The organism is Acinetobacter sedimenti, from assembly GCF_022601685.1.
In the GTDB taxonomy this organism is placed as follows: Bacteria; Pseudomonadota; Gammaproteobacteria; order Pseudomonadales; family Moraxellaceae; genus Acinetobacter; species Acinetobacter sedimenti.
In genome coordinates this window covers 1-23,409 of sequence record NZ_JAKUML010000010.1, presented here as the reverse complement: position 1 = coordinate 23,409, position 23,409 = coordinate 1, and the positions used below count along the sequence as shown (strand labels likewise).

The window sequence follows — 23,409 nt, the reverse complement described above, 5'->3', positions numbered from 1 at the left end:
GGAATTTTAGTCGTTTTTAATTTTTGGTTTTAAAATTAGTGGAATAAAAATTATGATTGTACGTCGTGCCACAGAAGCAGATTTGCTTTTATTAACTGTATTGTTTGATGAATATCGCCAGTTTCATGGCACGAGCTCGAATCTTGCACAGACGCAAGATTTTTTAACCAAGCGTATGAAAAACCAACAGACGGTGATTTTTGTCAGTCAAAAAGATGACGTAATTACTGGTTTTATTGTGTTGTATGTGGGCTTCTCTACGGCGGATTGCCGTGAATATTATATTTTAGATGATACCTATGTTACGCCAAGCTATCGTCGTCAAGGTGCGGCACACCAGTTGATTGATACGGCAATTTTGTTTGCACGCCAACAACAAGTAAAACGTATTAGCTTACAGACTGAAGTGGACCATGTTGAAGCTCGTCGTTTGTATGAAAAGCTTGGTTTTGTTAAAGATCATGAGTTCGAGTCGTATCACTGCTTTATCTAAATCTAATTGATTCCCTTAGGTGTTATTTTCTGAAATTGCTCGAACCGTTGCAGATTGATATTCTGATTCACTCAAATAGCACCATTCGCCTGATTGTATGGACAATTGTTCCAATTTTAATTCGGCAATTTGATCACGATGCAATGCGTCCACATGATTGCCAACCGCTACGATCATCCGTTTCACCTGATGATAAACACCTTGAGAAATCGCAAATCGGTAATGTCTTTCACCGATTTTTTCAAAATTTAAGGCTTGAAAAAGACCTTGTTCATTGCGTAGTTCTACGCCGTTTTGAAGTTGCTTAATTACATCTGTACTCAGCGCTTCAGTCGTGTGGATTTGATAATATTTTAAAACGTGTTTCTTGGGATGCGTGAGCTGATGTAGATATTGACCATCGTCGGTCAGTAGAAGCAAACCAGTTGTGTCTTGATCCAGCCGTCCAATGCTTTGAACATTACGCTCAATCAGATGGTCGGGTAGTAGTTCAAATACACTGTGGTGATGTTGTGTTCTGTGTGAACATTCATAGCCTTGCGGTTTATTCAGTGCAATATAGACTTTTTCTCGATAGCTAAATTTTTCACCGTGTACTGAAAATTGAAAATTTGGTGTGTTGCAACGAAATTTATGATCATGAACGACATCATTGTTTATGCTGACGTGTCCACGATGAATCAAAATTTGACATTGTTTACGTGTGCCAAAGCCTTGAGATTGCAGTAGTTTATCGAGTTGCACAGGGAAAATAATCAATAAAGAAAGTTTAAGTATAAAAGAATTGATCTGTCATTTGTAGTTTAACAATTTTATTTTGCATTAAAAAAACCACCAATTCTTGTGAAATGATGGTTTCTGTTAAATCGCTAAATTAGCAATTTAAATGATGTGATTTGTCGAAATTACTTCTCAACGATCGCAACGACGCCTTGTCCACCTGCTGCACAGATAGAGATCAATGCACGACCTGAACCTTTTTCATTGAGTAGTTTTGCAGCAGAAGCCAAGATACGACCACCAGTTGCCGCAAATGGGTGACCCGCTGCAAGTGATGAGCCTTTGACGTTCAATTTGCTACGATCAATAGAACCAAGTGGCTTGTCTAGACCAAGACGCTCTTTACAGAAAGTTGGATCTTCCCAAGCTTTCAGTGTAGACAATACTTGTGATGCAAATGCTTCATGAATTTCATAGAAATCAAAATCTTGTAGAGTCAAACCAGCACGCTCAAGCATACGTGGCATTGCATAAGCAGGAGCCATCAACAAACCTTCTTTTTTGCCAACGAAGTCAACCGCAGCAGTTTCAGAAAATGTTAAGTAAGCAAGGACTTCATGACCGTTTGCTTTCGCCCATTCTTCAGAAGCAAGTAGCACACAAGATGCACCGTCAGTAAGTGGCGTAGAGTTACCCGCTGTCATGGTTGCATTTTCACCTTTACCGAAAGCTGGCTTTAATTTTGCCAATTTTTCAGCAGTAGAATCTGGACGTAGGTTGTTGTCACGCTCAAGACCCATGAAAGGTGTGATTAAGTCATTGAAGAAACCTTCTTCGTAGGCTTTTGCCATTTTTTGGTGAGAAGATGCAGCAAGCTCGTCTTGATCTTCACGTGCAATATTCCACTCAAGCGCAGTGATTGCTTGGTGATCACCCATTGACATACCAGTACGTGGCTCGCCATTTTTCGGTGCATCCATCAAATCTTTAACATTGAGTTTTGACAATGCTTTTAGACGATCTTTACCAGTTTTTGCGATGTTGAGCTCAAGTAATACTTTACGTACACCATCACCAAGAGCGATCGGAGCATCAGAAGTTGTGTCCACACCGCCTGCGATACCGACTTCGATTTGACCAAGCGCAATTTTGTTTGCAACTAAGAAAGCAGCTTGCAAGCCAGTGGCACATGCTTGTTGAATGTCATACGCAGGAGTTTCAGGAGCAAGTTCAGTGTTTAGAACACTTTCACGAGTCATGTTGAAATCACGGCTATGCTTTAATACTGCGCCAGAAACAACTTCACCAAGACGTTGACCTTGTAGGTTGTAGCGAGTGATCAAGCCATTTAATGCAGCAGTAAACATGTCGATGTTTGAAGCAGTAAAATAAGCACCATTTGAACGTGCAAATGGAATACGGTTACCGCCAATGATGGCAACACGGCGAACTGTATTTTGGCTCATAGATTGTTCCTTTTTTACAGGGGTTGAGGTTGTGGATTTTCGAGTACGTGTACTCGGTGATTTTGTCGCTGATTGGCTCTCAGTTTTAGTTGCAGTCGCTGCTTTGCGAGGCGTTGCAGTTTTAGCTGGAGTAGCAGTCGATGTGCTTGTACGGCGACGAGTTGTACTTTTTGTCGCTGTGGTTTTAGCTGTATCTTTCGACTGGGTTGATGTTTCTGACAGTGAAGACGAATCGGTTGATGTCACTTTCGATGGATCTTGAGGTGTTTTGCTCATCGTGGTTTCCCAAGTGTTTTATTCATTTTCGATTAAGATATTATCACAAACTTGGCTTGATCAAATTGACTGTATTGACATGACAAATCCAATCAAGGGGTCAAGACAAGTTTATCCAAACTCAGTATGATAATGGTATGTAAAATCATTTTTATCAATAGTGATTAAAATTTGGTGACAATATCGACGGATCATTGGTTTTTTTACCCTTGAAACTTTGATATACATCGAAGCATTCATATTGTGTTTTATTCAGTCCGAGTTAACCTTTAGTCCGAATTAACCTTAGTTTAAGAGAACAATCATGTCTGATCAGTATCAAGCCTTTGCAAAATCCCCAATCGGTAAGTTTGTGATTAAAAATTTGGGTCTACCATCTCCAACTGCTTTAGATCGTTTTCAAGCAGGTGCGCCTGTTATTCAAGGTGCGGTGCTTCTTGGTGCTGCAGTTAATAGCACACTAACTGGTGCAATTAGCCAAGTATTGAGCAATATCCATGCAGATACTTATGCAGGCAATAATGCACAGCTTCAGCAAACTGCTGCAGAAGTGGGTTTGAATCTTCGTGCCTTTAATAGCGGTGATAAAGAGTCTAAATTTAAAGCATTGGTATTTGATGCATCAGGCATTGAAAATGCAGATCAATTGAAAGATTTGTATGAGTTTTTCAATCCAGTAGCTCGTCAAATCGAAGCTTCTGGTCGAGTGATCGTAATTGGTACAACACCAGAGAAAGCAGGTTCAGTATCTGCTGCGATTGCACAGCGTGCACTCGAAGGCTTTGTAAAATCAGTCGGTAAAGAATTTAAAAAAGGTGTTGTTGCTGAGCTAGTCTATGTGGACAAAGGTGCAGAAGCAAATCTTGAATCTACACTTCGTTTCCTACTTTCTCCACGCTCTGCTTATGTATCCGGTCAAGTGATTCGTGTGTCTAAAGGCAAAGCGGTTAAAGTAGATTGGGCACAGCCATTGGCAGGTAAGACTGCTGTAGTGACTGGTGCAAGCCGTGGTATCGGCGAAGCGATTGCACATGTTTTGGCACGTGATGGCGCACACGTGATTTGTTTGGATATTCCACCACAGCAAGCCGATCTTGAGCGTGTTGCAGGGGAAATCGGTGGTTCGGTATTGGCACTCGATATTACAGCGGCTGATGCAGGTGAAAAGATCAAAGCGGCGGCAGCGGACAAAGGCGGTCTAGATATCATCGTGCATAACGCAGGTGTAACACGTGACAAAACCTTGGCAAATATGAAGCCTGAGCTTTGGGACATGGTGATCAACATCAACCTTGCTTCGAATGAACGTGTAAACGATTACTTGTTGAATAATGACGGCTTAAATGCTAACGGTCGTATTGTTTGCGTATCTTCGATTAGTGGTATTGCAGGTAACTTGGGTCAAACCAACTATGCAGCATCAAAAGCAGGTGTGATTGGTTTGGTGAAATTCACTGCACCAACGTTGAAAAATGGTATCACCATCAATGCAGTTGCACCTGGATTTATCGAAACACAAATGACTGCTGCGATCCCATTTGCCATCCGTGAAGCTGGTCGCCGTATGAACTCAATGAGTCAAGGTGGTCTTCCTGTTGATGTGGCAGAAACGATTGCTTATTTTGCATCAACTGCGTCAACAGGTCTAAATGGCAACGTGGTACGTGTCTGCGGTCAGAGCTTGCTTGGCGCTTAATCAGCTAGAATTTAAATTAGACTTATCTTTTGTATAAGCTATAAAAAGATAAAAGGGTGCAAGTCACCCTTTTTTTATCATGGCTATATATGAAAAGCTTTTGAGATAAAATTAGAGGATGAATCAATGAGAACACGTCATTTTGACCAATTACCAAAAGCTTATGCTGCCTATCCAAAGGTCATTCAAGGACTGATTAAAAAAGGTGGTAGCAAAGAAAAAACATTACCACAAGTGGAGTATGTGGTTGATCGTTTAGAAATTGACGCTGAGCATCTGCATAAATATCAAAAAATCTGTAATTTCCCTACCAACAATGAAGTGCCTGCAATGTATTTGGCAGTGTTGGCGCAAAGTTTACAAATGCACATGATGACCAGTGAGCCGTTTCCATTTGTATTACTCGGTTTGGTGCATATTCGTAATCAAATCAAGCAATATCGTACCATTCAGGCGACTGAAGCGTTGCAATTAAGCTGTAAATTCGGCGAGCTGAAACCGCATGATAAAGGTGTACAATTTGACTTTATCATCAGTGCAAAATCAGGTGATGAATTGGTATTTGAAGGTTTAACCACCTATTTATCACGCCAAAAAGTCACTGAAAAACCAAGTGAAAATAGCAAAGCTGAGAAAAAGCCTGATTATCAACTCAAGCAAACTTGGCGCTTGGCTGAAAATACAGGTCGTCGTTATGCGATGATTTCAGGTGATTTTAATTTAATTCATATCCATGCACTCACTGCAAAAGCGTTTGGTTTTAACAATGCAATTGCGCATGGCATGTGGAGTAAGGCACGTGCTCTTGCTGATTTGGCACCATTACCTGCAAGCTATAGCGCAGATGTTTGGTTTAAATTGCCAATGAAGTTGCCATCACAAGTTGAGCTTTTAACTGCAGAACAAGAACAAAGTACCGATTTTCTTGTGCAAAATGTTAAGAATAAAAAACCACATTTGTCAGGTGAATTAACCAAATTGGTTTAAGCAGACAGTTTTCGAGCAATTCATTCAAAGCATAAGTTCACTCTGAGCTTATGCTTTTTTAATCTGGCTTAAAGACTTCGTTGATTGACACGTTTAGAGAGTTCTTCTGCTGATTCACAACGTTCGGAGTAGCGGTCGGTAAAATAGTCGCTTTGTCCACGAGTGAGCAGGGTAAATTTAAACAATTCCTCCATGACATCGACGATGCGATTGTAATAAGCAGACGGCTTCATGCGTCCATCTTCATCAAACTCTAAAAAAGCTTTGGGAATAGATGATTGGTTTGGAATGGTGATCATGCGCATCCAACGTCCCAATATTCGCATTTGATTGACGCTATTAAAAGACTGTGAGCCGCCGCTAACTTGCATTAATGCTAGTGTCTTACCTTGTGTTGCACGAATTGCGCCATTGGCAAGTGGAATCCAATCTATTTGTGATTTTAAAATCGAACTCATCGCACCGTGGCGTTCAGGTGAACACCAAACACTGCCTTCCGACCAACGGAGTAATTCATGAAGTTCTGTGACTTTGGGATGATCAGTTTCAGCATCTTCGGGCAAAGGTAATCCTTTGGGATGAAAGATTTTGACCTCAGCGCCGAGATACTGCAAGATTCGACCTGCTTCTAATACAGCAAGACGACTGTATGAGCGTTCACGATTTGAGCCGTATAGCAATAAAATTCGTGGCGGATGATCTCGCTTAACCGCTTGAATCTCATTAAAACTCGGCTTTTGCAGTTGTTCAATATTTAGGTTGGGTAAACTTGGGTCAGAAATATTCATAAAGTCTCAATTGGGTTTTTTTATATAAACGATTTATTCAATGTGTTTGCTGTCGTGTTAAACACCTAGCCTCAATGACTTGTTCTATTTCGACGAGATGCGTTGTCCTTGTGTATCAATGATTTGTTCGCCATCTTCTTTTTGAAATGCACCAAGCTGTGGAAGCGGTAAGATATCCAGCACAACTTCTGACGGACGACATAGGCGTGTGCCTTTTGAGGTGATCACAAATGGGCGATTGATCAAAATAGGATGCGCCAACATAAAATCTAACAATTGATCATCTGTCCAGTGGTCTTGTTCAAGTTGTAATTCTCGATATGGATCAACATTTTGACGAATAGCATCACGAACATTGAGACCTGCATCAAGGATCATATTGACCAATTGATCACGTGTAGGTGGATGAACGAGATATTCAATAATGTTTGGCTCAACACCAGTATTACGAATCAATGCCAACGTATTTCGTGAAGTGCCACAGGCAGGGTTGTGATAGATTGTCATGTTGTTTTGTGGATTCATGGTGATCACCTGTTCAATGTTGTGTGTAGTATATATGGAAAAGCATATATATTGGATGACAGATTTCTTACATTTTAGATTTTTATTTTGATTGATTTTTATCTTGAAAATTTCAGGATCAAGGCTTTCGCTCAAAGAAATATGTCAGGCAGAAAAAACATATTTTGCAATTGCATTGCGTTTCATGACACTTAGAATATAAACCCAATAACCTTGTTTTTGGAAGAAAGATGTCAAGCTTAAAAATTCTCAAGAAAATCACACAAGGCAATAAAGATAATTATCGTGGACAATGTATTGATCAATTTCAGCCTTTGGCCAATGTACTCAGTCAAATTCAACCTGAAACAATGCACGGTGGTGCGGCGATTAGTGTTTATTATCAAGGTCAGGCTGTTGCAGAGTTATATACAGGTGAGGCGAATCCTGATGAGTTGTGGGATGCACAGCATATGGCGCTGAGCTACTCTACAGGTAAAGCGGTATTGGCGACATTAACGCATATTTTGGTCAGCGAAGGCTTCTTGGAATATGACACACCAATTACACAATATTGGCCTACATTTGCTCAAAATGGTAAAGAGAATATTACGCTTCGTCATGTACTTAGCCATCAAAGTGGTTTGTTTGACATCAGACATACCATCGACAATGCACAAGTGATGTTGGATTGGCAAGCAATGCTTAGTGCCTTTGAAAAGGCGACACCACGCTTTGCACCCGGTACAGCGACGGCATATCAAGCGATGAGTTTTGGTTGGTTGATTGGTGGTGTCATTGAAAAGGTTATGCAAAAGCCTTTAGCAGAAGTGATGCAACAATATTTGGTTGAACCATTACAATTGGATGCAGCGTATTTTGGCGTGCCTGATTCAGAATTATCTCGAGTTGCTCGACCATTCAAAAAGATTCAAACGGTACAGCCCAATGCGACAAATGTAAAAAAACCGCCTAAACCGTTAAATAGTGAAGGGCGACGACCGCTTAGCTTTACTGAGCGAGTGATTAGCTTAAGTGGCATTAACCCTTATGATGCGGAAGATGCGCTTGTACCTCGTAGTATGGGTAAGTTTGATTTCTTTAGTGATGCAGGTCTACAAGCGGTGATTCCTTCGGCAAATGGCGTATTTAGTGCCAATAGTTTGGCCAAAATTTATGCCATGCTTGCCAATAAAGGCGTTTGGCAAGATCAAGTGATCATTAAGCCTGAAGTCTTTGAACAACTCAGTAGCATTCAAACGCATGCACGAGATCGAGTGATGCCGATCCCGATGCATTGGCGACTGGGTTATCATCGTGTATTTACACTGGGTAAGCGTGTGCCGACAGCATTTGGTCATATTGGCTACAACGGTTCGGGTGCATGGTGTGATCCAACTCGTGAGCTCTCTTTTGCCTATATTCATAATTTTAAATCGGGAAGCATCACAGGGGACTATCGTCTATGGTGGTTGACGCAAACGACATTACAATGCGCTGATGAGCTTCGGCAAGGCAAGAAGTCTTGGTTTTAAATTTCAAATCTTAGATTTAAGCATAGAACGTATTAAATTCTGCCATAGAATAAATGCGCCTTGTGTATACTAGTTCATTCCGTTTTGCGTGATTTGATTTAAGGTCGATCTACATGGGTAGTTATTTATTATTACAAGTATTGACGATAGTATTTTTGCTGTCTATTTCGACCACATTATTTAATAAAAAAATTCTTAATTTCCCTGCAGCGATTGGTGTTCCAATTTTTTCAACACTTTTCGTTTTGATGTGAGTCTATTTTCCCGTACACTTTCACTTGGGAGATTCTAGGCAGCGAAGCTATAAAAGTCTTCTGCCATTTGGTTTGGTGTTTTAAAATCTAACCCCTTTTGAATCCGTCGTTGATTATAGAATAATTCAATATATTTGATAATATCCTCTTTAGCTTGTTGTCTAGTCTGATAGTTGTGATGATGAACTAACTCATTTTTGAGTATTCCCCAGAAACTCTCAATTGGAGTATTATCGAAGCAGTCACCCTTTTTGCTCATTGAGCCTTGAAATTCATGCTTTTCCAACATATTTCGATAATCGTGACTACAGTATTGACCGCCCCTGTCTGAATGGACAATTAACCCTTTAGGCGGTTTTTGATTGTGTATAGCCATCGATAATGCATCACACACCAGCTTTGCTATCATACGCTCATTAAGGCTATAGCCGAGGATTTGCTTGGTGTATAAGTCCTTAAAAGCTGCTAAGTATAACCAGCCTTCGGCTGTCCATATGTATGTAATGTCGGTTGTCCATGCTTGATTTGGATGAGACATTTTAAAATCCTGTTGCAATAGATTATCGTATACAGGTTTCTTGTGATTGCTATTCGTTGTTTGCTTATACCGCTTGTGGCGTTTACAGTACAGTTGATGAACCTGTTTGATTCTACGCACAGCATATTGGCTAATGTTTATGCCTTGTGATTGTAAATAGTTGCTTAGACGAATTGTGCCATAGCTTTCTTTCATCTCTTGATGGGCAATTTGAACCCATATCATCTGTTGATTTCGCCTAATAGTTCTTGGGCTTATATCTTGACGTAGCCAATCATATAAACCCGAGACAGAGACTTTGAGCAGGCGTGCTATCAAGCGAATTGGGGAGTCATTATAATATTGTTTCATGAATGCGTACCTCACTGATTTTCTTTGGCAAAGTACGCTGCCGCTTTTTTTAGCAATTCTCGCTTCATTTCGGCAATTTTAAGTTGTTGCTTGAGTTTATTGTTTTCTTCAATCAGAGCGACATGCTTTGCATCATAGCTTTCTGTACCTTTTAGTTTGCCTGCTTTAGATTTATTGTACCAATTTGAAAGTGTCTGCATCGATATGCCTAGAGCTCGGGCGGTAGCACTGATATTGCCTTGATTTTGTTCTATCTGTTTGATCGCTTCTGCTTTGAATTGATCAGTTTACGTTTTACGTGTTTTGCTCATGGTAAACTCCTGATGAGTACATTATAGTTTACCAAGTTAAAGTGTCCGTTTTTTTCGACTCACATCATTTGTACGATGAGTTACTTTTTGGAATTTTTTAAAGCACTGTTACATCCCCAGTGCAAGACTTCGCCTTTTTTAATATGATATCAATATCATGATTTTTAATTTCTGGGAGAAGTCCAAGCCTTTATCTATTAGCCCTAAAGTGTAGAACTTATTAAATACATTTTGATCAAAATTGAAATCTTTTGGACTCACTTTAAAGTAATTTATCAGTTCTTCGAGAGATTCTTTTTCCTCAACTGTTATTTTTCCATCGCTAGTGATGTTTTTAAAAGCAATAGATGCCGCCTTTTTGTGTGCATCCAGAAGTTCACTTTCCGTAAGATTACATTCGGAGGCTGGCTTTTCTAACTCTAGCTTTTCATTTTCATCTAACTTTCCATCAGAAAGAAAATCTTTGAGAAGGTTATAATATTTAATTTTTTCGTTTCGCTTTACGAGAAAGTTGGCGAATTCAAGCATGTTTTATAATCTAGTCGTGTATTGATGTTTAAAAATCTTGTTCGAAGAATCTACTATATACTGAGTAATTGTCGAGTTAGTAACACTCATCAAAGAATTTTTAGCACAGTTATTTATCAAGATCAAAGTAATATTGATTTTACAACCTATAATTTTTAGCATTAATTCAACCTAATCCAAACTCCTCAATAATTGCCTTTGCAGGATCTTGGATCGAATCATCCGAAGTCAGCAGACGATGCAAACCTATCAACGCTTCTATTTGATCATCGCCTTTACTAGTCATTAACAACTGCTGTAACTCCTGATAAATATTCTGCGCAGTCGCATCCGACTGAATCAACTCTTTGACCAATGCTTTTTTGGCAATGATATTCGGCAGGGAATAGTGCGGAATTTTGACCATCATCGACGCAATAAAATACGTCAGCCAATGCAACTTATACACCACCACCATCGGCTTATGCAGTAGCAACGCCTCTAAAGTCGCCGTCCCCGATGCCAACACGATCGCATCACTCGCTGACATCACCAGCCGCCCGATATTAGACTCTCTACTTTGATTATCAATTACCGTGATATGGTCTTGAATGGATTTTTCTTGAGTCGCCAAAAGTTCATGAATCTGTTTGGCACGATTGGCATTGATCGCAGGGATTAAATAATGAAAGTCTGTGGTTGAATTTCTAGTACCGTCATTGTTCTGTTGCATCAACGCCACGCTATCAAGCATCACAGGCAGTAAGCGTTCAATTTCCCCTGAGCGACTTCCAGGCAAGAGCGCAATATAACGCTGTTCAGGATCGAGATTGAGCTGTTGTTTGGCGGCTAAGGTATCGGTTTCAAGTGGTAACGACTTCGCCAATGGATGCCCGACAAACACCGCAGGCACGTCATATTTTTGATAAAAATCCACTTCGAAGGGAAATAAACACAGCACCAAATCACAAGCATATTTAATATTAAAGACACGTTTCTGACGCCACGCCCACACCGACGGACTGACATAATGCACAGTTTTGGTTGGCAGTTTTAAGTCTTTGATGGATTTGGCAACCCGTAAATTAAAATCAGGCGCATCTATACCAATAAATAAATCAATCGGTTGCGATTGCCAATGTGCAAGTAATCCATCTCGTACCGCAAACAGTTCTTTCAGGTGCTTTAACACTTCAACCAAACCCATCACCGACAGCGTATCCATTGGATAGAGGCCATTGAAGCCTTCGGCGATCATCTGCGGTCCGCCAATGCCTTCAAACTCTGCGTCGATGCCTTGTGCTTTAAAACTGCGGATTAACGCTGCGCCTAACGTATCTCCAGACACTTCACCGACGACGATACCGATTCTTAAAGGTTTCGATGGTTTGGAATCTGACACGCTGATCTCGCTAGGTTAAATAATTGAATTTAGGCATTTTAGCATTTTGAGTCTGAGAATAATATTGCAAATCAAGAGTGAATAATTCGCTATCGAATGCATGGCTTTATCATAAATTTTCATAAGCTATGCACTTTTGATTACAACGTCTTAGCACTAAAAGTTATAAGATGCGCACAGTTTTGAATATTTTGGAAAATACATGCTCGATGTCATTCATTTTATCTTGGCAGGTGTGGTTGTTGGCTTTTGTGTCGGTGTGACAGGTGTTGGTGGTGGTTCACTGATGACACCGATTCTGATTGGTTTGTTTAAGATCGAGCCACATATCGCCATTGGTACAGATTTATTGTATGCCTCAATTTCCAAATTTTGTGGTTCTTTAGTGCATGCGAAAAAGCTCAATATCATTTGGCCATTAGTGATTTTTCTTTCACTGGGTAGTATTCCTGCATCTTTTGCAACGACTTGGGTGCTTGAGCATTATTTGAGTCAATCGACGCATTATAAAATGCTCTTAACCATGTTCTTGGGTTTTATGCTGACCATTACGGGTATTTCGATTATTTTCCGTCCGCAGATTGAGCGATTCTTTAGCAAATATCGCAATCCCAATCCAAGTGAAACGGTGATTGACCCGAATGCTATTACTAAGAATAAGCGTGTTTATATCATCATCATGGGTGTGATTTTAGGTGTGTTTGTGACCTTATCATCAGTCGGTGCGGGGGCATTTGGCATTATGGCGTTGATTATCATGTTCCCGAATATGCCAATGATTCGGATTATTGGGTCGGACGTGGTTCATGCGGTGCTACTGACATTAGTGGCAGGGCTTGGGCATATGAATTCGGGTAATGTCGATTTTCATCTATTGATGTGGTTATTGGTCGGTTCGATTCCTGCAATCGTGGTGGGTACATTACTCAGCTCAAAAATGCCTGAGCGTTTGATCCGTCGAATTTTGGGGATTACATTGTTTGCTTTAGGTGTGAACTTTATTGTCAATCCAATCAAAGTAAAACCAGTCAAAGCCGAAACAGCGCAAGTGGTGATCTTGCAAGCGCAATCTCAAAAGATCGTTTAAAGTGAAATATTTAGCATTTCTTTTTATGTGAAAAATTAGTGATTGGGAAAGCTGTTTAATTTGATTGAAAAAAGCACATGAAAATTAAGTTTTTCATGTGCTTTTGTAATGATCAAGCTATGGAAACATGCTATATTCGAGCCAAGTTGTTATATTGAAAAAAGTTTGGAAGACTAATGAGTGATTTAACCGCCCAAGAAGTGGCGAATACTGTTGTTAACGATTTGAACATTGCCAGCGTACAAGCTTTGATTACGCCAGCTCAATTAAAAAAAGATTTGCCGTTGTCTGATCAAGCCCGCAATAGCGTGGTCAATGGTCGTCAAACTGTGCGTGATATTTTAGATGGTAAGGACAAACGCCTTTTTGTGGTGATTGGGCCTTGCTCAATTCACGATCCAAAAGCTGCACATGAATATGCAGATCGCTTGCTTGCGCTACGTGAAAAAATCCAAGATACGCTGTATATCATCATGCGTGTTTATTTTGAAAAGCCACGTACTACAGTGGGTTGGAAAGGCTTAATCAACGATCCTGATATGAATGACTCTTTTGATATTGAAAAGGGCTTACATATTGGTCGTCAGCTTTTGCTTGAACTTAATGAAAAAGGTCTGCCATGTGCAACAGAAGCACTTGACCCAAACTCACCACAATATCTACAAGATTTGATCGCATGGTCTGCGATTGGCGCACGTACTACTGAAAGCCAAACGCATCGTGAAATGTCATCAGGCTTGTCATCACCAGTCGGTTTTAAAAATGGTACGGACGGTGGTTTAACCGTAGCGACCAATGCAATGCAAGCTGTACAGTCAGGGCATAGTTTCTTAGGTCTAAACAATGATGGTCAAGTAGCGATCATCCGCACCAGTGGCAACCCATATGCGCACGTAGTATTACGTGGCGGTAATGGCAAACCAAACTATGACGCAAGCTCGGTGGCACAAGCAGAAGATGTGCTGAATAAAGCCAAAGTCAGCAACAAGATCATGATCGACGCAAGTCATGCGAATTCAAACAAAGATCCGTACTTACAGCCTTTGGTATTGCAAAACTTGACCAACCAAATCGTCGATGGCAATAAAACCATCGTTGGTGTAATGTTTGAAAGCCACTTGAAAGGTGGTCGTCAGGATATTCCAAAAGACTTAAATGACCTCGTTTACGGACAGTCTGTGACTGATGGTTGTATAGATTGGGAAACCACTGAAAAAGTCTTGTTAGAAATGCACGACGCATTGAAAGACGTACTACCAAATCGTTAATCCTAAAAAACGCCATCATTTGATGGCGTTTTTTATATAGACTTTTTATGTAGAGAATCAAAATTAAAGCTGATCATTTTAAAGACTGTGAACTTTATGAATATTGATGATGAAATGACCGACATTGAAAGTCAGCCTGATCTATCCAGTAAACTACAAGAGATTGAACAGTTTGAATGGATACATGCACATTTGGCAACGTCGGGACAGCCTACGGTTGAACAACTGACTGAAATCAAAGCACAAGGCTTCACGACGATCGTCAATCTCGCTTTGACGGATGCCTCAAACCATCTGCCTAATGAAGATCGAATCTGCCTTGAGCTTGGACTGGACTATATTCAAGTGCCTTTATTGTGGGAATGTCCGAGTAGTAGCGGGGCTTTGTTTGTGATCGACTTGATCGACCATCTCGTACAAGAACAAAAAGTATGGGTGCATTGTGCCAAGAATATGCGGGCGAGTAGTTTGATTTTTCTGTATCGACAGTTTTATATGGGAATGGATTTGGCAGAAGCTGATGCGTTGTTAGAAAAAGTTTGGCAACCCAATGAAACTTGGACAGGGCTGATTCATGCAGTGCGTTTGCAATTACAAGCAAGACAGTCTACTAAGGAGTTGGCGGAGCTAAGCTAAGTTTATTTTAATTTTTTATATTTTAAAATTTTATCTTTAATCAAATAGATGATACCGATCAATAAAAAAACAGCCATATCAACGGCTGTTTTTTATTTCGAATTCAAATTTACAGATTAATCTTCATCTTTGTCGTCATAGTCATCATTGCTATGATTTTCAGATGAATTTTCGATCGCTTTTAAAGAGGCATCATAGATCAAGATCGCTTTACCTTCGGTTTCAATCATGCCTTGCTCTTCAAGCGTTTTGAGTACACGACCAACCATCTCACGTGAACAACCGACTAGACGACCAATCTCTTGACGAGTAATACGAATCTGACGACCATTCGGCAACATCATCGCCTCAGGTTGATTTGCCAAATCAATCAAACAACGTGCAATACGACCAGACACGTCAATAAAGGCAAGGTCAGTCACTTTACGTGTAGTATTTTTCAAACGGCGTGCAAGCTGTGCAAAGAGTGCATAGCTCAAATCAGGATATTGATGACACAACTCATGGAATGTGTCGTAATCAATTTCAGCGATTTCACAGACATCACGAGTACGAACTTCTGCGGTACGATGCGACTGGGTTTCAAATAAGCCCATTTCACCGAAGAAATCACCTGCATTCAAATATGCCACGATGATTTCACGTTGATCATCTTCTTCGATAATGATCGACACAGAACCTTTTAGGATTAGATAGAGTGAGTGCGCTTCGGCACCTGCCTGTACAATTGTTGTCTTTTTAGGAAAACGATTGATTTTTGCTCGTTTAAGCAATGCTTTGACAGACTCTGGTAGTTGACCAGGTGACAACGCATCTGTACTTAATCTAGAAAAATCAGAAGTGAGCATGATTTACCCCAAGCTTTAAAAGAAGTGCGAATCGAATACCAAATGTAAATGACCAAATTGTAGCGATTGACACAATTATATACAGTTGTTTAATTATATACAGCTGTATTTTAAAAGTGAAATGGCGCATAGATTCGATTACGCATCGTATAACGATATGCTAATATATTGAACCCGATAAATGTATAGTTTTTTAAACGGAGATGCAATGCACGCACAAGTTCAATGGTTAGAGAATGTGTCATTTAAAGCCACTTCTGCGAGTGGTCATGATGTCATTATGGATGGTTCTGCGGAATATGGCGGAGAAAACCGTGGCGCTCGACCAATGGAATTGATTTTGATGGGCTTAGGTGGCTGTGCTTCGTTTGATATTGTGACCATTTTGAAAAAAGCACGTCAAGACATTACAGATGTAAAGTGTGAGCTCCAGGCAGAACGAGCCGATACCATTCCTGCTGTATTTACCAAGATTCATTTGCACTTTGTTGTGACTGGCAAAGCCGTTAAAGAAAAACAAGTCGCAAAAGCTGTTGAGCTTTCTGCGGAGAAGTATTGCTCTGCAAGTAAAATGTTAATGGATGGCGGTGTCATCATTACCCATGATTTTGAAATATTAGAAGCTGAAGCCTAAAGCTCATTCAGCGCTAAGCATCACACCACACCACTCAGTGGATCTGAACGATTTGCTGTCGTAAAACTTTAAAGATCAGTCGCTATGCGGATCTTTTATTGTTTAGTAGATACAAAACTTAATTTGCAATTTTTTAGTTTAACTGTGTGATTAGTGACACAAAATTGACAATCAAGGCTTTACCCATAAGGCTTTTTTTAGGACAATATCGCACAGCTTACAAGCATACTGTTTTGATTGTTTTTGCTTCAGTCTGTTTGCTTTTCTTGGATGAATCACTTTTTGGAATCTGATCTATGACAACCCCACTTAATGAACGTCGTGTTGCCAATGCTATTCGTGTTTTGGCGATGGACGCAGTACAGCAGGCGAATTCAGGTCATCCCGGTGCGCCGATGGGTATGGCAGATATTGCAGATGTGGTTTGGCGTGAATTTTTATCTCACAATCCAAGCAACCCACAATGGGCGAATCGTGACCGCTTTGTATTGTCAAATGGTCATGGCTCGATGTTGCATTATGCGCTTTTGCATTTGACAGGTTATGACTTGTCTATTGAAGACATCAAACAGTTCCGTCAACTTCATTCAAAAACACCTGGTCATCCAGAGTATGGCTATGCGCCAGGTATCGAAACGACCACTGGGCCACTGGGTCAGGGGATTGCCAATGCAGTTGGTTTTGCACTTGCGGAAAAGACTTTAGCAGCACAGTTCAATAAAGAAGATATCCAAGTCGTTGATCATTTTACTTATTGCTTCTTGGGTGATGGATGCTTGATGGAAGGTATTTCGCATGAAGTATGTTCTTTGGCAGGGACACTTCAACTCGGTAAATTGATTGCTTACTATGACGACAATGGCATCTCAATCGATGGTGAAGTTGAAGGCTGGTTCAGTGATGATACAGAACAACGATTCAAGGCGTATGGTTGGCAAGTATTGCGTGTTGATGGGCATGATGCAGATGCAATCCGTAAAGCAACTGTTGAAGCAAAATCAGAAACTGCAAAACCGACATTAATTATCTGTAAAACAGTGATTGGACTTGGTTCACCAAACAAACAAGGTAAAGAAGATTGCCACGGTGCGCCACTCGGTAATGATGAAATTGCATTAACACGTGAAGCATTGGGTTGGACTGAAGAAGCCTTTGTTATTCCCGAAGATGTTTATGGCGCATGGGATGCCAAAGCAAAAGGTAGCGAAGCTGAATCTGCGTGGAATGATGTCTTTGTACAGTATCAAGCAAAATATCCAACTGAAGCGAAAGAATTATTACGTCGTATCTCAGGTGAGTTGCCTGCGGACTTTGCTCAAAAAGCAGCGCAGTTTATCGCAGATACCAATGCCAAAGGTGAAACCATTGCAACTCGTAAGGCGAGTCAGAATACCTTACAAGCTTTTGGTCCATTATTGTCAGAATTACTTGGTGGTTCTGCGGATTTGGCAGGTTCGAATCTGACGCTTTGGAAAGGTGCAGAAGGCGTTCAAGACAATCCTGCGGGCAACTATGTACACTATGGTGTGCGTGAGTTTGGTATGACTGCGATTGCCAACGGTGTGGCATTGCACGGTGGATTTATCCCTTACGTAGCAACATTCTTGATGTTTATGGAGTACGCACGTAATGCAGTGCGTATGTCTGCATTGATGAAGCAACGTATCATTCATGTCTATACCCATGACTCTATCGGTCTAGGTGAAGATGGTCCAACACATCAGCCGATTGAGCAAATTGCATCTTTACGTGGTACACCAAATCTACACACGTGGCGTCCTGCCGATACGGTGGAAACTGCTGTAGCGTGGTTATCTGCACTGCAATACAAAGATGGTCCAACTGCGTTGATTTTGTCACGTCAAAACCTACCATTCCAAACGCGTGATCAAGCACAGATTGATGATATTACCAAAGGCGGTTATGTCCTTGCGAAAGAGAAAGGTGAGCTGAAAGCCATCATCATTGCAACAGGTTCAGAAGTTGATTTGGCAATGCAAGCGTATGCGGAGCTCGATGGTGTACGTGTGGTATCTATGCCATGTGCTGAGCTATTCATGCAACAAGAAGCGGCATATCGTGAAGCTGTACTTCCATCAAATATTCGTGCACGTGTTGCGGTAGAAGCAGCGCATGTGGATTACTGGTGGAAATTTGTTGGTTTAGATGGCAAAGTGATAGGCATGACGACTTATGGTGAATCTGCACCTGCCAAAGATTTGTTTAATCATTTTGGTATTACTAAGCAAGCTGTTGTCGATGCGGTAAATAGCTTGAGCTAAGTTCACATAAAAATTTTAACATGATTCGAAAGGCGTCCTTATAGGGCGCTTTTTTGTTAATCATCAATAAATGATCAATGCTCTTCGAAAAACTTCGTTGCAAAATTAGCACAGAGTGTTGTGTCGATCGTTCTATAAATGCGGTATTGTTTATCTATAATTAACTCGTTCAACCGACATTAATCTGACATTAAGAAGAGAGCAACAATGAAAACTTTAAACGTATTGGCAGTCGCAACGGCTTTAACTTTCACCTCAGCAGTGAGCTTTGCAAAAACTGTCGATTATAAAATTGACCCAACACATACGGCGACCGTATTTACTTGGGATCATTTTGGATTCTCTACACCAAGTGGCAACTTTACAGATATTCAAGGTGTCATCAAAGTTGATGAGAATAATCCTGAAAAATCATCCGTCAATGTGACCATTCCTTTAGAAAGTGTTAATTCAAACGTGAAACTTCTTGATGAGCACTTACTTGGCGCAGAATGGTTTGATGCGAAGAAATATCCTACGATTACATTCAAAAGTACCAAAGTTGAAACGACTGATAGTAAGAACTTCAAAATCACTGGTGATTTAACAGTGAAGGGCGTAACGAAGCCTGTGGTACTAGATGCGGTACTGAATAAGAAAGCACCTCATCCAATGACGAAGCTAGATACAGTTGGCTTTAATGCAACCACGAGCTTTGATCGCTCTGCATTTGGTATTGCTGCGTATGTGCCAAATGTTGGCGATAAAATCAGCGTGAATATTACCACTGAAGCGTCTGTTGTTAAGAAATAAGTCAAATCATCGCTTCTACTGATTAGAAATAGGCTTTTACAATTAACATAAGTATTGTGCGCAATGCTTGTGTTTTTTTATGCCCAAAGTTTGTTAAGTTAAGAATTCAAATAAAGTGCGGAACAACAAGATTTGTCCAATAGTGATTAGATAAAAATCGTAAGGGAGAAAGGTGATGCAAGGTCAATGTTTATGTGGTGAAGTGAAGTTTGAGATTGAAGAAACAAGCGAGGTCGCAGTCTGTCATTGTGGCATGTGTCGCAAATGGAGCGGTGGTCCGCATATGTCACTTGAGTCGAAACGTGTTCAAATTTCTGGAGAACATCATATTCAACGCTATGAATCATCAGAGTGGGGTTCACGTAGTTTTTGCAAGCAATGCGGAACGAATTTATTTTATCAACTCAATGCAGATCCGCAGACATTTTATTTAAATTCACAGCTTTTTGATTTCCCTGAGCAAGCTCAAATCGTGTCTGAGATATATGTAGATCATAAACCGACGTTTTATCCATTCTTTTCTGAAACAGCCGAAAAACTCACGCAAGCCGATATTGAAAAAATGTTTAGTGGATCATTTTAATTCGATTTAATTTTGTTTAGTTTTCAAATGATCAAAAGCCAAATCAAATTGATTTGGCTTTTTTATATTCATCTTGAATGTCGAAAATTAGGCTTCAACAGCAAAGACTTCAATTTTCTTTTCAGGTGCAACTTTACGACGTACAGCAGGAACAGGCTCACCATAGTATTGACGATCGGCGAAGTAGCTAGAGCGTACCATAGGCGCAGACCAAATATTACGGAATCCAAGTTTACGACCATGCTCAGCATAGCGTTCAAACTCTTCAGGTGTCACGAAGCGATCAATTGGCGCATGTTGTTTTGAAGGTTGCAGATATTGACCAATCGTCACATAGTCCACATCATGCGCACGTAAATCGTCGAGCAGTGCAATTACTTCTTCTTCTGTTTCACCAATACCCACCATCAAACCACATTTGGTCGGGACATCAGGGCAGTATTCTTTAAACATTTTTAATAAGGTCAAAGAGTGTTGATAGTCAGAGCCTGGACGCATCGCTTTGTAGAGGCGTGGTACGGTTTCGATATTGTGGTTAAACACATCAGGCGGGCATTCAGTCATAATGCGCAGCGCAGTATCCATACGCCCACGAAAGTCTGGCACAAGGATTTCGAGTAATGTTTTTGGGCTAAGTTTGCGTGCTTCGGTAATGCAATCAACAAAGTGCTGTGCGCCACCATCTATTAAATCATCACGATCTACAGAAGTGATCACTGCATATTTTAATCCGAGATTTGAAATCGTTTCTGCCATATGTCGTGGCTCGTCTGCATCAAGTGCATTCGGACGACCATGTGCAACATCACAGAAAGGGCAACGACGTGTACAGATATCCCCCATGATCATAAATGTTGCAGTACCACCACCAAAGCATTCAGGTAAGTTTGGACAGGCTGCTTCTTCACAGACGGTATGTAGCTTTTGCGCTCTTAAGGTGGTTTTGATGCGTTGAACTTCTTCAGGTGCAGTCATCTTGACTCTGATCCAGTCTGGCTTGCGAGGGACTTCAACCGTAGGCACAACTTTTACAGGGATTCTAGCGACTTTTTCAGCACCACGAAGTTTGACACCCTGTTCAGGTTTACGGTTTGCAGACATAATGATCTTTATTCCTCAAGGATTGCAGGCAGAGCGATATTATAACGAAATTTACAATCGAAATTGCGTGCTTTGCCATTCAAATACGAAATGACGCTATAACTAAAAGTATAAGTGTTTCATATACATTTTTAACATATATTGGGCATACTATATATTCAACTTTATGATTAATCAGTAGGGTCTGTTAGCATTTCACAGATGCTTGCGACTAAGGATGTTTTTTAGGCGATACAAGGCAGTAATGAGGAAGTTTAGTCATTCTAAATGACTCATTGCTAACGACGTAGCGTCAAAAAACATCCTAGTCCCGAAGGGTTATCGCTAAAACTGCCATAAACTTCGTTATGAAACTTGGTAAGGGAGTGACCATTCCCTGCGTTTCATGCCTCGTTTCTGTAGTTTTAGCTTATAACGCAATGCATGGATGAAATGCCAACAGACCCTAATGTTTTTCTTCATGATTTGATTCTAAGGGTTTAAAATTAGAGTTTAAGAAAGTTAGTTTCTATCATTAGCCACTATATTTCATAACGACGATCACTGCTAAAAGGAGCATCGAATGCCAGCACGCAAAAAAGAACTGTCCAGTACCAATTACACCAAATACGATGCGGTCGTACTTGGTTCAGGTCCAGCAGGTGAAGGTGCTGCGATGAAGCTCGCAAAATCAGGCAAGCGGGTAGCGATTGTCGATATGCGTGAACAATTGGGTGGTAACTGTGCGCATGTCGGTACGATTCCGAGTAAGGCTCTTCGTCAAACCGTATCTAGCATCATTCGCTATCAGCGTGATTCATTGTTTCAAAAAGCAGGTGAGTGGAAACAATTCACCATGAAACAAATTTTGCGTAATGCGCATAAAGTGATTCAGCAACAAGTAGAAACGCACACACGATTTTATGATCGAAATCAAATCGAAATTTATCATGGTCGTGCCTATCTCCAAGATAAAAATACAGTTTTAGTATTTAGCAACGAAGGTATCAAAGAAACCTTAATCTGCAAACAAATCGTGATCGCTACAGGTAGTCGTCCATATCAGCCTGCGGAATTGGACTTTAACCATCCACGTGTATTTGATTCAGATAAAATTCTTGATTTGGATTTTCATATTCAAAAAATCATTATCTATGGTGCAGGGGTGATCGGCTGTGAATATGCCTCGATATTTGTTGGACTTGAAAACAAAGTTGATCTGATTAATACCCAAGAGAAACTACTCAGCTATTTGGATGATGAAATCTCTGATGCTTTGTCGTACTACCTACGTGAGCTCGGTGTTTTGATTCGTCATAATGAACAAATTGATAAGCTTGAAACTTTTGATGATCACGTGGTTTTGCATTTGATGAGTGGTAAGAAGATCAAAGCTGATGCGATCCTTTGGTGTAATGGTCGATCTGGTAATACCGATGGCTTAGGACTTGAAAATGTAGGGTTACAACCAAATAGCCGTGGTCAATTGACTGTGAATGAGCAGTATCAAACTGAAGTGGAAAATATCTATGCTGCAGGCGATGTGATTGGTTGGCCGTCACTTGCCTCAGCTGCCTATGACCAAGGGCGCTGTGCGGGGGCGAATATGGTCGGTGAGAAGCATGTTAAACCTGTTACAGATATTCCAACAGGGATTTATACCATTCCTGAGATTTCCTCGATTGGTAAAAATGAACAGCAACTCACAGAAGAAAAAATTCCCTATGAAGTTGGACAATCTTTCTTCCGTCAACTTGCTCGAGCGCAGATCACTGGCGATACGGTCGGTATGCTAAAAATCCTATTCCATCGTGATACTTTGGAGATTTTGGGTATTCATTGCTTTGGTAATAATGCGTCAGAGATTGTGCATATTGGACAAGCAGTCATGCAAAGCCCAGATAATTCACTCAAATATTTTGCAGAAACGACCTTTAACTATCCAACGATGGCTGAGGCTTATCGTGTTGCAGCATTAAATGGTATGAATCGACTATTTTGATTCTATCTGATGCTGACCAAAGTGGTGTTTAATGCACCACTTTTTTAGATTTATGCATTGCCGTTGAGATCTTTTCCTAAGCCATCTAGATGATGAATGTCGAGATGACATCCGTTTTCTTGCACACAATCCGCAACAGCGTTGCTCTTTCGTGCTCATAAGCCATCTATGTGATGGGACACGTTATTCGGTTTCAATTTCCCTGTTTTAATTTTTTCTAAGCCATCTGTGCGATGGAGAACTAAACGAAGATAAAGTTAGGGGCTGTAGTAGATTAGCGGGTGTGTTAGTCTGAATAGCCACCGATTTTGTAGACACCTTTTAGTTAGATAAAATGGCTAATTAACGAGGTGCTTATGAGCAGTAAAC

Annotated in this window: 21 protein-coding genes; 12 read left to right on the top strand and 9 right to left on the bottom strand. The window is 40.5% G+C overall.

What is annotated here, in order from left to right; translation table 11 throughout:
* Window positions 1–52: 52 nt before the first annotated feature.
* The gene (locus tag MKI79_RS07415; RefSeq protein WP_241571532.1) at window positions 53–493 is read left to right on the top strand and encodes a GNAT family N-acetyltransferase; all 441 of its coding nucleotides are present in this window, start codon (window positions 53–55) and stop codon (window positions 491–493) included.
* Window positions 494–508: 15 nt separating this feature from the next.
* On the opposite strand, the gene MKI79_RS07410 is transcribed toward MKI79_RS07415, so the two are convergent.
* Window positions 509–1,237 carry a pseudouridine synthase gene (locus MKI79_RS07410; protein WP_241571530.1) on the bottom strand — a complete coding sequence of 243 codons (729 nt, stop codon included), beginning with the start codon at window positions 1,235–1,237 and terminating at the stop codon, window positions 509–511.
* A gap of 161 nt (window positions 1,238–1,398) precedes the next feature.
* Complete coding sequence (locus MKI79_RS07405; RefSeq protein WP_241571529.1) at window positions 1,399–2,955, bottom strand: acetyl-CoA C-acetyltransferase; 1,557 nt, start codon at window positions 2,953–2,955, stop codon at window positions 1,399–1,401.
* 304 nt (window positions 2,956–3,259) lie between these two features.
* On the opposite strand from MKI79_RS07405, the gene MKI79_RS07400 reads away from it, so the two are divergent.
* On the top strand, window positions 3,260–4,651 hold the full coding sequence (locus MKI79_RS07400; RefSeq protein ID WP_241571527.1) for a 3-oxoacyl-ACP reductase: 1,392 nt from the start codon (window positions 3,260–3,262) through the stop codon (window positions 4,649–4,651).
* A 126-nt stretch (window positions 4,652–4,777) separates the two neighbouring features.
* Window positions 4,778–5,638, top strand: a complete 861-nt coding sequence (locus MKI79_RS07395; protein ID WP_241571525.1) for a MaoC/PaaZ C-terminal domain-containing protein — start codon at window positions 4,778–4,780, stop codon at window positions 5,636–5,638.
* A 68-nt stretch (window positions 5,639–5,706) separates the two neighbouring features.
* Here the strand turns inward: MKI79_RS07395 and arsH are convergent, their stop codons facing one another.
* Window positions 5,707–6,426: an arsenical resistance protein ArsH gene (gene arsH / locus MKI79_RS07390; protein ID WP_241571522.1), complete on the bottom strand. Its 720-nt coding sequence runs from the start codon at window positions 6,424–6,426 to the stop codon at window positions 5,707–5,709.
* An 84-nt stretch (window positions 6,427–6,510) separates the two neighbouring features.
* Window positions 6,511–6,951, bottom strand: coding sequence for an arsenate reductase (glutaredoxin) (arsC, locus tag MKI79_RS07385; RefSeq protein WP_241571519.1), 441 nt, complete (start codon window positions 6,949–6,951; stop codon window positions 6,511–6,513).
* Between the two features lie 245 nt (window positions 6,952–7,196).
* Here arsC and MKI79_RS07380 point away from each other — a divergent pair, with 245 nt between their 5' ends.
* Window positions 7,197–8,465 (top strand): serine hydrolase domain-containing protein, encoded by a 1,269-nt coding sequence (locus MKI79_RS07380; protein WP_241571757.1) that lies wholly within the window; start codon window positions 7,197–7,199, stop codon window positions 8,463–8,465.
* Window positions 8,466–8,753: 288 nt separating this feature from the next.
* Here MKI79_RS07380 and MKI79_RS07375 read toward each other — a convergent pair.
* The 3 genes from MKI79_RS07375 to lpxB form a co-directional block, all read right to left on the bottom strand.
* Window positions 8,754–9,871 (bottom strand): IS3 family transposase gene (locus MKI79_RS07375; protein ID WP_241571755.1). Its coding sequence is split into 2 segments (ribosomal slippage): window positions 8,754–9,652 and window positions 9,652–9,871, totalling 1,119 coding nucleotides; the frame shifts between segments, so codons are not numbered across the junction.
* A gap of 186 nt (window positions 9,872–10,057) precedes the next feature.
* Window positions 10,058–10,447 (bottom strand): hypothetical protein, encoded by a 390-nt coding sequence (locus MKI79_RS07370; RefSeq protein ID WP_241571516.1) that lies wholly within the window; start codon window positions 10,445–10,447, stop codon window positions 10,058–10,060.
* Between the two features lie 166 nt (window positions 10,448–10,613).
* Window positions 10,614–11,828 (bottom strand): lipid-A-disaccharide synthase, encoded by a 1,215-nt coding sequence (gene lpxB / locus MKI79_RS07365; RefSeq protein WP_241571513.1) that lies wholly within the window; start codon window positions 11,826–11,828, stop codon window positions 10,614–10,616.
* Between the two features lie 202 nt (window positions 11,829–12,030).
* On the opposite strand from lpxB, the gene MKI79_RS07360 reads away from it, so the two are divergent.
* The 3 genes from MKI79_RS07360 (at window position 12,031) to MKI79_RS07350 (ending at window position 14,819) form a co-directional block, all read left to right on the top strand.
* Entirely contained in the window at window positions 12,031–12,915 is an 885-nt protein-coding gene (locus MKI79_RS07360; protein WP_241571511.1) for a sulfite exporter TauE/SafE family protein, read from the top strand.
* A 176-nt stretch (window positions 12,916–13,091) separates the two neighbouring features.
* On the top strand, window positions 13,092–14,183 hold the full coding sequence (locus tag MKI79_RS07355) for a 3-deoxy-7-phosphoheptulonate synthase (protein ID WP_241571510.1): 1,092 nt from the start codon (window positions 13,092–13,094) through the stop codon (window positions 14,181–14,183).
* 96 nt (window positions 14,184–14,279) lie between these two features.
* Entirely contained in the window at window positions 14,280–14,819 is a 540-nt protein-coding gene (locus tag MKI79_RS07350) for a protein tyrosine phosphatase family protein (RefSeq protein ID WP_241571508.1), read from the top strand.
* 116 nt (window positions 14,820–14,935) lie between these two features.
* Here the strand turns inward: MKI79_RS07350 and crp are convergent, their stop codons facing one another.
* The gene (gene crp / locus MKI79_RS07345; RefSeq protein WP_241571504.1) at window positions 14,936–15,667 is read right to left on the bottom strand and encodes a cAMP-activated global transcriptional regulator CRP; all 732 of its coding nucleotides are present in this window, start codon (window positions 15,665–15,667) and stop codon (window positions 14,936–14,938) included.
* Window positions 15,668–15,875: 208 nt separating this feature from the next.
* On the opposite strand from crp, the gene MKI79_RS07340 reads away from it, so the two are divergent.
* The 4 genes from MKI79_RS07340 to MKI79_RS07325 all read left to right on the top strand — a co-directional run bounded on the left by MKI79_RS07340 (window position 15,876) and on the right by MKI79_RS07325 (window position 19,958).
* Window positions 15,876–16,301 carry an OsmC family protein gene (locus MKI79_RS07340; RefSeq protein ID WP_241571501.1) on the top strand — a complete coding sequence of 142 codons (426 nt, stop codon included), beginning with the start codon at window positions 15,876–15,878 and terminating at the stop codon, window positions 16,299–16,301.
* 296 nt (window positions 16,302–16,597) lie between these two features.
* A complete protein-coding gene (gene tkt / locus MKI79_RS07335; protein WP_241571498.1) occupies window positions 16,598–18,583 on the top strand; it encodes a transketolase in 1,986 nt (661 codons plus the stop codon).
* Between the two features lie 207 nt (window positions 18,584–18,790).
* Window positions 18,791–19,375, top strand: a complete 585-nt coding sequence (locus MKI79_RS07330; protein ID WP_241571495.1) for a YceI family protein — start codon at window positions 18,791–18,793, stop codon at window positions 19,373–19,375.
* A gap of 175 nt (window positions 19,376–19,550) precedes the next feature.
* Window positions 19,551–19,958: a GFA family protein gene (locus MKI79_RS07325; RefSeq protein ID WP_241571493.1), complete on the top strand. Its 408-nt coding sequence runs from the start codon at window positions 19,551–19,553 to the stop codon at window positions 19,956–19,958.
* Window positions 19,959–20,045: 87 nt separating this feature from the next.
* On the opposite strand, the gene lipA is transcribed toward MKI79_RS07325, so the two are convergent.
* A complete protein-coding gene (lipA, locus tag MKI79_RS07320; RefSeq protein WP_241571490.1) occupies window positions 20,046–21,059 on the bottom strand; it encodes a lipoyl synthase in 1,014 nt (337 codons plus the stop codon).
* Window positions 21,060–21,621: 562 nt separating this feature from the next.
* Between lipA and sthA the strand changes: the two genes are divergently transcribed.
* Window positions 21,622–23,040, top strand: coding sequence for a Si-specific NAD(P)(+) transhydrogenase (sthA, locus tag MKI79_RS07315; protein WP_241571489.1), 1,419 nt, complete (start codon window positions 21,622–21,624; stop codon window positions 23,038–23,040).
* Window positions 23,041–23,409 lie beyond the last annotated feature (369 nt).